11 protein-coding genes are annotated in these 13,402 nt (G+C 48.0%); 3 read left to right on the top strand and 8 right to left on the bottom strand.

Annotation, left to right across the window (positions count from 1 at the left end):
- From IQ260_RS17315 to IQ260_RS17305, 3 genes are all read right to left on the bottom strand, one after another.
- Positions 1-632: NUDIX hydrolase (locus IQ260_RS17315; protein WP_193994364.1), on the bottom strand; the 632-nt coding region annotated here is incomplete at its 3' end.
- A complete protein-coding gene (locus IQ260_RS17310; protein WP_193994363.1) occupies positions 602-1,219 on the bottom strand; it encodes a nicotinate-nucleotide adenylyltransferase in 618 nt (205 codons plus the stop codon). The genes IQ260_RS17310 and IQ260_RS17315, both read right to left, overlap by 31 nt.
- Before the next feature lie 65 nt (positions 1,220-1,284).
- Positions 1,285-2,628: a nicotinate phosphoribosyltransferase gene (locus tag IQ260_RS17305; RefSeq protein WP_193994362.1), complete on the bottom strand. Its 1,344-nt coding sequence runs from the start codon at positions 2,626-2,628 to the stop codon at positions 1,285-1,287.
- A 452-nt stretch (positions 2,629-3,080) separates the two neighbouring features.
- Between IQ260_RS17305 and IQ260_RS17300 the strand changes: the two genes are divergently transcribed.
- From IQ260_RS17300 to IQ260_RS17290, 3 genes are all read left to right on the top strand, one after another.
- A complete protein-coding gene (locus tag IQ260_RS17300; RefSeq protein ID WP_193994361.1) occupies positions 3,081-3,965 on the top strand; it encodes a 4-hydroxybenzoate solanesyltransferase in 885 nt (294 codons plus the stop codon).
- Between the two features lie 172 nt (positions 3,966-4,137).
- Positions 4,138-5,544, top strand: a complete 1,407-nt coding sequence (locus IQ260_RS17295) for a type III PLP-dependent enzyme domain-containing protein (protein WP_193994360.1) — start codon at positions 4,138-4,140, stop codon at positions 5,542-5,544.
- Between the two features lie 265 nt (positions 5,545-5,809).
- Complete coding sequence (locus tag IQ260_RS17290) at positions 5,810-7,096, top strand: carboxylate--amine ligase (protein WP_193994359.1); 1,287 nt, start codon at positions 5,810-5,812, stop codon at positions 7,094-7,096.
- Positions 7,097-7,691: 595 nt separating this feature from the next.
- Here the strand turns inward: IQ260_RS17290 and IQ260_RS17285 are convergent.
- The 5 genes from IQ260_RS17285 to IQ260_RS17265 form a co-directional block, all read right to left on the bottom strand.
- Complete coding sequence (locus IQ260_RS17285) at positions 7,692-7,937, bottom strand: hypothetical protein (protein WP_193994358.1); 246 nt, start codon at positions 7,935-7,937, stop codon at positions 7,692-7,694.
- Positions 7,938-8,318: 381 nt separating this feature from the next.
- Positions 8,319-9,047, bottom strand: coding sequence for a hypothetical protein (locus IQ260_RS17280; protein WP_193994357.1), 729 nt, complete (start codon positions 9,045-9,047; stop codon positions 8,319-8,321).
- 32 nt (positions 9,048-9,079) lie between these two features.
- Positions 9,080-11,758, bottom strand: a complete 2,679-nt coding sequence (locus IQ260_RS31720) for an nSTAND1 domain-containing NTPase (RefSeq protein WP_322744987.1) — start codon at positions 11,756-11,758, stop codon at positions 9,080-9,082.
- Positions 11,759-11,993: 235 nt separating this feature from the next.
- Positions 11,994-12,374, bottom strand: a complete 381-nt coding sequence (locus IQ260_RS17270) for a CU044_2847 family protein (protein ID WP_193994355.1) — start codon at positions 12,372-12,374, stop codon at positions 11,994-11,996.
- A 263-nt stretch (positions 12,375-12,637) separates the two neighbouring features.
- Positions 12,638-13,402, bottom strand: a 765-nt coding sequence (locus IQ260_RS17265) for an AAA-like domain-containing protein (RefSeq protein ID WP_193994354.1), incomplete at its 5' end; no start/stop codon positions are given.

The raw sequence follows: 13,402 nt of genomic DNA, 5'->3' as shown, positions 1-13,402 counted from the left end.
GTTTTAATGCCTGTATCTTTTAGAAAGCCAAGCTTTAGCAGTCTGGTGCGAAAGTTAGAATAGTCCGAGAAATCATTTCCTAGAATAGTGGTATACAGCTGATAAAGGGCGCTTAGGGTAAACATCTCAGGCAGGACATCAAAGACCACAGGGCTGTATTTCACCTTATTACGTAGCCGCATGGTGCCGTAGGTGAGAATCTCTTGGTGATCAAAGGCGAGATCGGGTAAATGGTCGAGGGGATACCAAGCAATGCCGCTTACACCATCAGCAATTAGCTCAGCTTCGGCAAAACGTACGAGAGCAAAGTAGCTTACCGATAAATAGCGCACGTTGTAGGCATCCTCAGCTTCACGGGGGTCTCGTTTGGGGCCACCAAAGGAGTAAAGCTGTTCCACGTAGAGATTTTTTACCCGAATCTTTTCCGAGAGAACCCGGTAAGAGGCTTTTTCCAAGGATTCGCCTTGACGGACAAGGGTGCCCGGTAGTGACCACTGGCCGAGAAAGGGTTCTTCATGGCGCATCACCAGAAGTGCCAACAGCCGATGTTGCTCGGTATCAACCGAGAATATGACATTGTCGATGCCGACCTTAAAGTCAGCTAAGGGGTGGTCGGGATGTTTTCCGGGCATGGGTACAGGTTGTTGTGACTAATATAGGCTTGTACGACAGCGGGGATTTCATCGGGGTGTTGAGGACGGCTCTGACGGAGGGCGCTAGAGGAGATGTGGTGCTGGGACAGGGGCGTTGCGATCGCAACCTCTGCACCCAGCGCTCTCAGCTCCGCTAGATCCGTCTCCTGAAGCATGTACCCTGGCCTGGGAAAGACCAAAATTTTGGCCCACCGCATCACATCGGCAGAGCGGTGCCACCGGGGCAGCTGCTCGATCAGGTCAGCCCCAATCACAAAGGTAAACTCAGCCTCGGGCCAAATTCGGCGAGCACGCTCCAACGTCACCGCTGTATAGGGATGACTCAGTTCAGGATGAAGTTTGACAGTTCCCGGTGTATCCAGCTCGTCTATGGCTAAACCCAGCATATCCATGCGCATGGATATGGGGGACTGGTCGGTTTTCCAGGGATTGTCCGAGGCCCACACCGCCACATAATCAAACTGATGGCCCAGGGTGGCCACAATGCTGCGATGGCCATTGTGGGGCGGATCGGCGCTAGTGCCAAAAAGGGCCACACGGGTTTTCATACCAGGGGGCATAGTCATGGGCAATCGCCGGGTAAAAACGTTTCCCATGAAACGGTTGAGTAGATTACTCATTCCAGGGATTCTCAACTAACAGTAGCGAGTTGACTGCGGCGGGTGCAATCAGTCAACGTCTGGAGCGCGGTCGAAATTTCTGCTTGGGGCACCTCAGGATGGCTGACATCGCGGACGGTTTCAGGCAGCTGTGCTACAGACTGAGATGCCCTGGTCCGGATCGTGTCTAATGTCTCGACGTGTTCTAACCGTTGTCCATGACGCATAACCGGAATCAACAGCTCCTCCGCATCTGTCGGGGCAGATTCTGTAGCTAAACCGAGTCGATCCCCAGATGCAGATCGGAAAATCTGTTTGCGGCCTGGGTAGGTAAATTTGCCGCTGGATTCCTTCATCACCGGAATACCGTCAATATCCGTGAGTTTGTACACCCCATTGACCGGTGAACCAGTAACTAGCTTGGTCCCTAACCCGTAGCCATCAATGCAGGCACCCGCCTGTCGCAGTCGCCAAATCTCTTGCTCGTCTAAATCACCGCTGGCAAAAATAGGCACCTCAGGTAGTTCCTGCCGCACCTGCTGGGACAGGGTAACTAAATCCCCTGAGTCCAGTCGCACCCCGGCTAGGGCCTCGGGCATCTTTTTGCCTAAGCGTTGGGCGGCGGCCACCGTATCGTAGGTATCAATCAGCAATGCCGCCCCCGGAAAGTACCGGTGAAAGGCCTCAAACGAATCGGTTTCGCTCCCCTCTAACGCTGTAATCGCCATGACCAGGGCGTGGGCCATGGTCCCCACCGGCTTGCGACCTAGCTTCAGTGCGGCTAATACATTTGAGGTGGCATCTAGCCCTCCCGCTAAGGCAGCCCGTGCGGCCCACAGTGATGCCTGGGGGCTAAACGCTCGCCGTGTCCCAAATTCCAGCAGCTTCGCTTCCGGTCCAGCCACATCCCGTAGCCGGGCGGCCCGTGTCGCAATCAGAGTTTGGTAGTTGATAGCGTTGAGCAAATAGGTTTCTACAATTTGGGCCTGCCACAGGGGGGCCTCCACCCGCAAAATGGGCTCATTGGCAAAGATAGCGGTGCCTTCGGGGACGGCCCACACATCTCCGCAAAATCGACCGGATGCTAAAAGATGCCAAAATTCAGCGGTCGCCCCGGTAAAAATATCCGTTGCTTGCAACGCGGCCAGCTGCTCAGGGGTAAATTGAAATTTTTCTAAGTAGTCCAGAGCAGAGGCTAGCCCCGCTGCGATCAAATAGCCAAACCCCTCCGGCAGTCGGCGAACAAACAGCTCAAAGCTGGCCCGACGTTGATCTAGGCCTTCACCCACATAGCAAGCGGCCATGGTCAGCTGATACAAATCGGTCAGGAGCCCATACTCATCAGGCTGTACTAGCAATGACGCATCGTTTATCATCGGAAAACTCATCCTGTAGTTATGGTTATTTTAACCAAAATAAAAAGACGATTTTCGGATGATTGGTAAAAATATAGTGATTTCCTTTATGGATAAAAATTGGTTATGCAGATCGGCTTAGACAGCGAGAAATATCCTGCTATCTACGATACAAAAGCTGTAATGATTGTCTTGGGCTGATGATGTTAAAACCAAGGGGACGGGTGAGCGAGGACAGATAGTGCGATCTTTGTGAATTTGAGTTGGTGCGATCGCACCTCGCCCCATCTAAATATTTGGTACTTATAAATATAATTTATGACTTACCTACGGAGCCTTGGCTGTTTTATCCCACGTAGCTAGCTCGTTTGCTGCATTGCTCCCCTTACCGTCGCTGTTTGCCCATCCCCTTCCTTCTCGACAATTAGAAAGATATCCTTAAGCAAGAATATTCATCTCACCCCCTCTATCCCATGGCCCCGTCTTCGCCCATTGTCGAACCTACCTGGAAAACGGTCATCCGACTGATGCGTTGGGATAAACCTACGGGTCGTCTAATTTTGATGATTCCGGCCCTGTGGTCTCTATTTCTAGCAGCCGCTGGCAAACCCGATGTATTGCTGCTAGTCGTAATTATTTGCGGCAGTCTTGCCACCAGTGCTGGCGGCTGTGTGGTCAATGATCTATGGGACCGAAACATTGACCCCAAGGTAGACCGCACCCGCAATCGGCCACTGGCCTCACGGGCCTTAACCATCAAAACAGGGATTGTAATTGCCACCGTAGCTTTTCTCTGCGCCATTGGCTTCGCGCTATACCTCAACCCGTTGAGTATTTTGCTGTGCTTCCTCGCCTCTCCGGTAATTGTGTTCTATCCCTTAGCCAAACGTGTTTTTCCCGTACCGCAGCTAGTGTTGGCCATCGCCTGGGGGTTCGCAGTGCTGATTCCCTGGAGTGCCGTAACGGGCAGTTTGGCCATGGCAACATGGCTGCTGTGGGGGGCAACGGTGCTGTGGACCCTGGGGTTTGATACGGTCTATGCGATTCCAGATCGCAAATACGATGCCCAGCTAGGGGTAAAGTCTAGCGCTCGATTTTTTGGCTCCAGTACACCTGAGGTGGTTGGATTATTGTTCATGGGCACGGGCATACTGTTGTTATGGCTGGGGGTGTATGAGGCCCTGGGGGTGCCTTACATCATTGCCTGGGCCATTGCCTGCGGAGTTTGGTTTACCCACTATCGGAAACTGCGTCATCGACGACAGCCTGCCCATGTATATGGACAGATTTTTCGTCAGAATGTGATGCTTGGGTTTGTGTTGCTGGGGGGCATGATTGCTGGGTCGTTAATGGGTTGATGATGCGCAACAAGTTCCCTATCAATAGCTATGCTTTATCACAGCTTTAGATAGCTTTAGCTCTGTGTTATTTCGTAGAAGCTCTTTAGCTAGGATGGGCTCTTACTTCCTCAGCAAAGTTATGGTTGATCAGGATTATCATCCAATAGATATATAAATATTGATAGACAGTATGCCTAGCACTTCCGCTAAACGTCTTGTTCGACAGATTGGTTCACAGCTGCTGCAGAAGAGTGTAGGACCCCGTCAGGATCTATCTCCCACCCTTTGGGATATGGCTTATGACAAGAGTGATTTGACTCTACATGGTGTGAAGTTGCAACAGCTTTTAGAGCGCTATGGCAGTCCGCTTCATGTGCTAAATACTGAAAAGCTCGAAAAAAATGCCAATGCCATCATGTATGGCAATCAGAGCGATCAGCTCTTAAACGTTTACTATTCCTATAAAACCCATCCCGTTCCTCGGATTTTGCAGCTTTTACACAGCTACGGCGTGGGAGCCGAGGTGATCTCACCCTATGAACTATGGCTGGCATTACGCCTGGGGGTGGATCCGCAAAAGATTATTTACAACGGTCCTGCCAAATCAGACGAATCGATTGAAATTGCTATCAGCAAGGGGATTCGTCTGCTTAACATCAACCACCGTGAAGAGCTGGACCGCTTTGCGAGCATTGCCCGCCAGGTCGGTAAAAAGGCAAACATCGGTATCCGTCTGGTCTTTTCGAAGGGATGGAGTGGTCAGTTTGGTCTGGGGGTGGATACGGGAGAAGCGATCGCAACCTACCGTCAGGCTCTAAGTATGCCTGAGTTTAATGTCATCGGTGTCCACTGTCATCGCGGTGTCCTGTTTGAGGGCATTGACGACATGGCCGACTATCTCCAGGGAATTAAGAACTTTTTGGATGAACTCCACCGCGAATTAGACTTTCATCCTGAAATTTTAGATATCGGCGGCAGCATTGCTGTACCGACGGTGCGACCCTTTACAGACTTTGATAAAACCCTAAGCACCACCTTCAGAATTGAAGTCCGGGAACCGTCACCCCAGGCGTATCCCACATTGGAAGAATTTGCCGAGTTTATTTCCCAGGATCTCACCAGCTACTTCCAGCGGGTAAAGCGCCCTGTGCCTGAGCTAGCCGTTGAGCCGGGCAGAGCGATTACAGGCAATACTCAGTTTTTACTATCGCGCATCATTGATACCAAGGAATCATTAGAAACATTCACCTATGGCATTTTAGACGCTGGCATTAGTGTTGCTGATATTGTTCAAACCGAATTCCATCAGCTTTTCCCCCTAGAGCAAAAAACGCATGAATCGGAGGAACTGTACTGTTTCGTCGGGCCAATTTGTCACATGGGGGACACCCTTTATCCCGCTTGGCAGCTACCTCAGCTAAAGAAAGGCGATGCGCTGGCCATCATGGATTCAGGTGCTTATTTTGTACCGGAAGCCAGGGCTTTCTCATTTCCTAAGCCCGGCATTGTCGGACTAACGGCAGCAGGTGAATCATTTATGATTCGAAATTCAGATACGTTTGAAAGCTTGATCAATATGGACTTGTTGGCCGAATAGCTCGATTTTGTATTGCTGGAGATATTTACACTGCTTTTCTGAAGAGCAAAGCTCTACATCCCCCAACCCCTTTTCCCTGGGGGAGAAGGGGAGCTAGACTCAAAGTCCGTCTCCCCCAGGGAGAAGGATTTAGGATGTAGACGCCGAAGCGGCTTCTCGCAGAGTGGGGTAATGCAGGACCTAGAGCTACTTTCCAGTTTAATCTTCTAGACCAGTAAGACTGTTTCAGATTTATTGTCATACACTCATTGCATCAGTTGTTCCTATGATTGCCCTTAAATCTGCCTCCCAGGCACCCATTATGATGACCATGGGAGATTACGGCGGTACGCTTGCGGTTGTTCGGTCCTATGGTAAACATAACCAGCCGACGCTGCTGGCTAGCCCCGATACGTCCACCCTTACCCATAAATCTCGCTATCTTTCCAAAGCACTGCAGTCGCCACCGGTAAAAGACTTTGAAGAGTTTTTTACCTGGCTGATGGACTATGGTAAACAGCATCCTGGGGCGTTTCTATATCCATCCAGTGATGACATGACCTGGCTGATTGCCCACTATCGCGATCAGCTGAGCAAGTATTACCAGCTCTACAGTCCTGATGTAGACACCATCTATGCGCTGCTGAATAAGCCAGCGCTCCATGACATTGCTGAAAAGCTGGGAATTCCTATTGCAGCCACAATTGCGCCCACCTCTATCGAAGAGCTAAAGGCCCAGGCTCACGATTTGATCTACCCGGTTTTAATCAAGCCCAGAACTCAAATTGGCATGCTGCGCCGCCAGAAGGGGCAGGTGTGTGAAACCCCAGAAAAGCTGCTAGAGATTTATCCAAACTATCAGCAAAAGTTTTACTATCATCCGCTTTTGGTCGAGTTTGACCCAGATGTTAACTGGCCGATGGTGCAGTCTTTTCATACATCGGCTGGGCAAAATACCTATAGCGTGGCCGGGTTTGTCGATGAGAGTCAAGAGATTTTTATGACTCGTGCTTCGGCTAAAGTTTTACAGTTTCCGATTCGAGTAGGTATCGGGCTGTGTTTTGAAAGTCGTCCGCTCAATCCCAAGGCGATTGAGTATCTCAAAGCTATTTGTAAGGAAGTGGGCTACTACGGGGTCTTTGAAGCTGAGTTTATTATTGATGGCGATCAGCTGCTGCTCATGGACTTTAACCCCAGGTTTTATGGGCAGATGGCGTTTGAGCTGGCTCGCGAGCTGCCGTTGGATCAGCTGGTTCTGGCCTATGCTAACAACGATGGTGAGTATGGTAAATCTGTTCAGGAACAGGATAAAAACTGGGATCACGACAAGGTTTATCGCTTTAGCAATCGCTGGCGGCTGTGGCTGATTTTGACCACACAGGCCATTGCCGGACGGTTTTCGTGGGCCGAGCGGCGCAAGTGGCTAACCTGGGCGCAAGAGGCGGGTCCTGACTGCGATCCGGTCTATGCAGCTGATGATCCGAATCCTCGTCGGGCGGATATGAAGTCAGTGGTTGCAAGTTGGATTAAGCATCCTCGCAGTACGTTTAAGACGTTTTTTGCAGATCTTTGAAGAGAGACATCAGGTGCCATGGGTGGCTGCCTGTAGGGCGATTGGCCATTTAGCAACATCTTGCCCCTGGTGGGGAGGCGCTAACCCGCCCAGGGTTGAAACCCAAGGCTAACCGATGGGTGTCCACTGGAAGGGACACAATCATCGGAGATGTGTTGTTAGGATTCGTTTTCACAACAGTTGACTAATCGTCAACCGGGCCATGACCGATTACCAGCGCCTCCAAACCAAATTGTTCCTTTTAGTGGACAGCTCTTAGCGCTGGCGTTTCAACCCAGCGCGGGCTGCAACCGCACAGCCTTTTTTTTTGAGTCGCACTAGCCTATAACAAAGCGTTTCTGTTATGGCTCAGCACTCTCCTACTGGTGAGGAAGCGCTAACCCGCCCAAGGTTGGAAACCTGGGGCTAGCTGAAGGGTGTCCACTGGAAGGGACACAATCATCGGAGATGTGTTTTTAGGGGTCGCGTTCACAGCAGATAGCTGTAATCAGCCTACGACCGATCACCAGCGCTTCCACACCAAATTGTCCCTTTTAGCGGACGGCTCTTAGCGCTGGCGTTTCAACCCAGCGCGGGCTGCAGCTCTATTACGTTTTCAATCAACTCTGACCCGTTTGGTTAAAATCGCCATCATTTCATTGGGTCGCCCGGTGGGCAAGGGTTTACTCCAGTCGTTGGGTTCGGCATAGCCGAGCTTATGGAGCAGTGTGATGGTGTTACGAATGGCGATTAGGCTGCCGAGCAGCGTGTGGTTGATGTTTTCGTACTGATACTCGGGCAGCGATGGAACGATAGGCGGAATATTGGACGCGCCTGCGCCCTGGCTATTGTCTTGAAACATGGGATCTGGTCTCCAGATAAACAATTGGAGCCAGAACCCAATAGTCAGCGGCTCCGCGAAGATTGTGCAAATCGGAGCGCTGATCCATAATGACCAAAGCTTCCGGGATTGCTCGAGAATCCGGGAGGTTAGCTGTCAGCAAGGTGGTGGTACACCTGCTGGCAGTGCCAAATATTGAGTTCTGATTTGAGGCGGCGACGGTTAATCACAGCCCTGAAAAGAACATACGACCTATGGACGGTAGTCGTCAAGTAAAAGATTTTAAGCGAGCATAGAGACACTCGCATCGAGGATTGTGAGTAGTGCTCACCTTATGGCTTGCTTACAGCTACGCTTGTATTCCCTCTTAATGACAAAATGACTCTGTTGATATTAGAAAGCCTATGAGGCAGGTGCAAATCTCACCATAGATCCCCCATCGCCCCCATCGATAGTACCGCTTGGACTTCTAGGAACATCACAAGTCATCACAGGCAAGTAGCTTTGATCTATCTGACAAGTTGCCCCTCGCATGAATGAACCTGGGCCATCAGCATAATCAACTACGATCTCACCATTAGAATTGTTAGAGAATCCCATAACAGAGATCAACTCACTTGGCTTTAAGTCGCAGCCCAAACCACCACAAAGAGCCTGACTGCCAAGAGGCGCTCTTGAAAGAGTCTGATATATACACATCTGATTTCCTCTTGTAATTAAATAAACAGGAATAGAGTGTAGGGCCTTTCCATCTTCTGCCCTCAACCAGTCATACGTTGCAAATGCGCCGCCTCTAAAATCAAAGTCATCTTCGAGCCCGGACAGTTGATCGGGAACGATATCAGAATCACAGGTGGGGTACTCTAAAAAATCAGACTCTGGTTCTGGTTCTGGCCCTGGCTCTGGTAACGGCTGTATTTCTATTGGCTCTTGTTCCTGAGTATTTAATTGCTGAGATTCCAACTCATCTTGAAAGTTATCTCTCTGCTGAGATAAAGTTCTTTCAAATTCAACCCTTTGCCGACTAGTAATACTTTGAAAAACAGCATAGCTCACAGCAGCAGTTATCAAAACGGTAAGAACAACAGCTATTGGCACAGCTGATAATGATGTATTCCTCTTATCACTCATAGTAAAAAAACCTTTACTTGTACATAAAGAAATTAAAACTCTGGTTTTCCGCAAATCAAGAGACTAGATGAAGCATTGTTGTCAGAATCTTCTTCGTTTGAAGCTTGATAGCTTATCAAACCGGTCCTAAAATCGTCATCGTATATAGCTAACTGCCAGTTTCTAGCAGCTCTAATCTGCGAAAAACTTAATCCCTTAGCACCTCTAAAATCAACATTGTCAATGTTCGCATCTGTTAAATTCGCATTACTCAAGTCAGAAGAATTAAAGTTGGCATTTCTCAAATCTGAGCCTATAAAGAGAGCATTCTGCATACTGCTGCGCTCAAAGCGAGCGTATACAAACGTAGTAGAGCAAAGCTTTGAATTATTGAGCTTTGCCTGTCTGAAGTCAGTCTGATAAAAACTAGTACCAGATAGATAAGCAGAACTTAGATTTGAGTTTCGGAGATCAGAATATGACACAGAGGCATTAGTCAAGTTTGCACGCACTAAATCGGCATCAACTATCCTTACTCGTGCAAGTGAAGACCCCGTTAAGTCAGCACGCCTAATATCTGCATAACTGAGGTTGACTTCGGTGAGTTGAGACTCCGCTAGATTGATACCGTTTAAGTCAGCGTTCTGAAAATTAACTTTATCTACAGAAGCACTTTTCATATCTGCAGCTCGAAGATCAGCATTCTGAAAATCAACTCTATCTATAGAAATATTCTGCATGTCTGCTAATTTAAAGTCCGAGCTACTCAGCGTAACATCAGAGATAGTAGCGGTTTCGAGTCTTATATCTGAGAAAGACTTACCGGCCTCATGTAATTTCTCCAACGCATTTGATAGAACTGCTGAGGTCGCCGGGTTTTCCTCAGAGTGAGCGTTTATAACATCCCAGTACTGTCCAAGCCTTAGCTCTTTACGAATTTGAAAGCCCAATATGCCCGTAAGAGTCAGAGGTGCTAGTAGGCCGATAAATACATTCTTGATCAGGTTTCGGTATCTTCTCGAAACACTCGAGGCTAGGAATTCTTGACTTATGCTCGATAGGCTAAGCTCATCGCCATACTGCTTATTGAACCGAACCGCTTTAGCTAACAAGTTCCCTTGCCATAAGTAATCTCTAGATTTATTTTTATTTTTCCATTCTTCAGCTGCCAATTCTATCTTGTCTCTTTGGAGTAAAGTTTCTCTACTTTCTGTGATCCAATACCGGAGAAGCTGCCATTCCTGCACTAGAAAGTCATGTACTATCTCTATATACTCATGGCCATCGTCCTCGTCTTTGTAAGAAACTATTAAGCGACTTCCTATCAGCTTTTCTAAGACGTAATTGAATTTTGGAAGATCTACACTATATGATCTCATGGCTGAAGCCTTCAGACGAGTCCTCGTATCCGGGACATCTCCCGATCCGCATCGCACTAATTTTGTAAAAAGCTGTCTAGCTATTTGTTTTTCAATCTCAGAGAAAGAATAATAGACGTTATCTGCCCAAGTAGTCAAAGCCCCCGTGACTCGTCCTATCTGGAGATAGCAGTCAGATGTTAAAAGATTACTGGTATGCTCTACTTCCCAAAGTCGAGTAAGGGTAAACTGTAGCAAGGGCAAAGGATTTTGTGTCGCTTCTCTTAGGTCATCAGTTATCAGTCGCGTTAGTCCAGGCTCAATTCTCAAGCCAACTTTCTCCGCAGGCTTGAGAATTGCATCTTCTATCTCTTCAAGTGAAGTTTTGAGAACGTTGACCTGAGCATACTCTAAGAAAGAACTAAGACTAGAGTTAAGCAAATCGCTATAAAAGTCAGAGCGAATAGCTATTATGAGCGTTATCTTGTGATTTTCATCTATTAAATCAATTAAGATATCTATAAATTCTTCTTGCTCTAAGGAGGAAGAAGAGAACATTTCTTCAAATTGATCTATAAAGATAACTGTTTTACGGCTACGTGCTCTTATAGTTTCTTTAATCTCATTCCGCAGCTCCCTCCTATTTCTTGTTACATGAACTCCTCTTTCACCATAGAGTACAAAGGATAGTTCACTTAATAGAGCTTGAACTGGATGATTAGTAGGTCGAGCTTTTATAGGCTTAGACTCTTTTGATTCCGAGCAGAGACGACGGTTCATTCTTGGTAACAGCCCTGCCTGTATCACGGAAGACTTACCACTCCCTGAAGACCCAACAACCGCAAGAAAACAAGGATTTTTTAACAGGCTATCTTCTAACTTTGAGATTAATTTATCCTTACCATAAAAAAGCTGAGCTTCTTCTTCTGTAAATGAGAGTAGCCCGCGGTAGGGACAGATGTCGTCAAGACCCAACTCGGGACAAACTTTCATAAGAATATGGCTTGGTGTTGCAAAAGCAACCTTCTCAAGCCTTCCTGTAGAAAGCATGACTGTCTGATTTTTACCTTTCACTCTGCGATTCAGCTCTCGCACATCCAAGGCCGCTCGCGCTGTTACTACCCCGACAACTCTATGGGTTTCTATGTCCACTACTGGAGCTCCACTAACCCCTTCTGTAATTTCTGAACTGGTCAGTTGAATTAAAGAGGAATCTAAATTCTGCCCCTCAATGAAACCCTTAACGAAGATCCCTTTGGGAAAGGCATTTGGGAAACCATAAGTACGAAACTCATGCCCTGAAAGATTGATAGAAGTGCCTAGTTTCAGCCAAGAGCTTGGAGGAAAATAGTCTTCTACTCTGAGAATTGCTATGTCGTGTTCATCAGGGGAACTCTAGTATCTATAATCTATAACAGCATTTATCTTTCGATTATCTGCAGAAATAAGACTCACATATCTCTCAGGCTGCCTAGTCGATTTTGAAAAAGATAATACATGAGCACAAGTGACGACTAAGTTTTGTGAAACTATAAAGCCAGTCCCAGCTGTCTGACCAGAAGAATTGAGGACGCGAATAACACCTTCTCGAAAACTATCGCCTATCTGCTTAAACGCCGACATCATTTTTATCTATTGATTCACCATGCTTCCAAGAAAGCTTTATTCCGTAGTTGACTTCACCCCCAACCTTTCCAACAGCAATGTTTCCAGCCTGTCCAGTAACTTTTAGACCAAAGTTTATCTCGATTTCCGTAGGTGGATTAGCTAAACTATCAACTGCTGTCATTAACCCGTTAACGTTACATACAACCGCCTCTTTAACAGCGTCAGAAAAGGTGCTTTTTGCAACTGCCACAGTAGTGCCAGCGATATCTCTGATGCCAACCTTAACTAAGCCTTCTTCTGAAGATGTTACCTCTTCTTCTTCAACTTCAACTAATATCTTTTTTCCCTTCTCTTCAACATCAAATTGTATGTATTGAGTCATGGATTCCTATAGAAATCAGTCTACTTCTATGACTATTACACGTTTGCAATCCTTATTTGAAGCGTATTATCATTTTTTATGACAATGAAATAGCGTGTTAGCACATTGTCTAATATCTCAGTAAGGTTTCGCTCTCCAATAAGGGGTGTCCTTACCCTCAGCCGATCCAGAGCCATTCCCCAGCCACGCTCCTTGCTCGGACCAGTACCGGCTAGACTAGTAGTAATAAGCCTATTTAGGCCAGTCGGTACTAGGTTCTTTTTCTAGTAGGCTTCTACTGCGTCGTCCATGTCTAGCTCATCGGTGAGCCAGAAGCAAAACTGCTGGTAAAATTCATCGGCATCCTGCAGGGCGGCTCGATCAAATAGCTGAAAGTCCAGAAAGGCGATTTGCTTGCCTGCTGCGATCGCAGTTTCCATCACCCGATTTAGCAACGAGCTTTTACCCATCTGGCGCGGGCCTTTGATAGTCATGGTCACCCCCTGCTGCTGGATGACACTGAGGGCGATGCGATCGCAATCCCGCTCAATATAAAAATCCGAGGTGCTATCCATCGTCCCCTCGGGCATCTCTAGCCTCGTGGGCGTGGTTTTCACCGGCTGAGCCACCGGCAACGGTTGGGCCATTTCAGCCTTGGGGGTAACCTCAACCACCTCAGGTTTGCGCCGCTCATCAATGGACAGTACACCACCGGCTATAGCCTGCTGCAGCTCAGCGATCAGCCCTGACGTATCCGCATCGCTATCCCACAGCGCCCAGTTAATCGGGTTGAGATACACACCCAACGGATGCTGAAACGGTTCACGATAAGCCAGCCGCACCGGCAAAATGCGAGGTTTTCCACCAGTCTCCTCAGCAATCTTATGGGCCAGCTCGATCTCCTGCAGCACCATTTCGCTCATGACTGACTGGGCCGACAGCAGCACCACCAGCACATCCGCCTGCCGGATTTCCGCCTCGATTTGCTCCGCCCAGCGCGTCCCCACCAACATCTGCTGATCAATAAACACTGAACTATCTTGCTTTAG

The organism is Leptolyngbya cf. ectocarpi LEGE 11479, from assembly GCF_015207065.1.
Taxonomy (GTDB): Bacteria; Cyanobacteriota; Cyanobacteriia; order Phormidesmidales; family Phormidesmidaceae; genus Leptothoe; species Leptothoe ectocarpi.
This window is presented reverse-complemented; position numbering and strand designations above follow the sequence as displayed.

Bases quoted from the DNA above. Each gene is read 5' to 3' on its own strand.
- IQ260_RS17295 (WP_193994360.1), top strand. From the start codon at position 4,138: ATGCCTAGCACTTCCGCTAAACGTCTTGTTCGACAGATTGGTTCACAG.
- IQ260_RS17290 (WP_193994359.1), top strand. From the start codon at position 5,810: ATGATTGCCCTTAAATCTGCCTCCCAGGCACCCATTATGATGACCATG.
- IQ260_RS17280 (WP_193994357.1), bottom strand. From the start codon at position 9,047: ATGAGTGATAAGAGGAATACATCATTATCAGCTGTGCCAATAGCTGTT.
- IQ260_RS17270 (WP_193994355.1), bottom strand. From the start codon at position 12,374: ATGACTCAATACATACAATTTGATGTTGAAGAGAAGGGAAAAAAGATA.
- IQ260_RS17305 (WP_193994362.1), bottom strand. From the start codon at position 2,628: ATGATAAACGATGCGTCATTGCTAGTACAGCCTGATGAGTATGGGCTC.
- IQ260_RS17285 (WP_193994358.1), bottom strand. From the start codon at position 7,937: ATGTTTCAAGACAATAGCCAGGGCGCAGGCGCGTCCAATATTCCGCCT.
- IQ260_RS17310 (WP_193994363.1), bottom strand. From the start codon at position 1,219: ATGACTATGCCCCCTGGTATGAAAACCCGTGTGGCCCTTTTTGGCACT.
- IQ260_RS17300 (WP_193994361.1), top strand. From the start codon at position 3,081: ATGGCCCCGTCTTCGCCCATTGTCGAACCTACCTGGAAAACGGTCATC.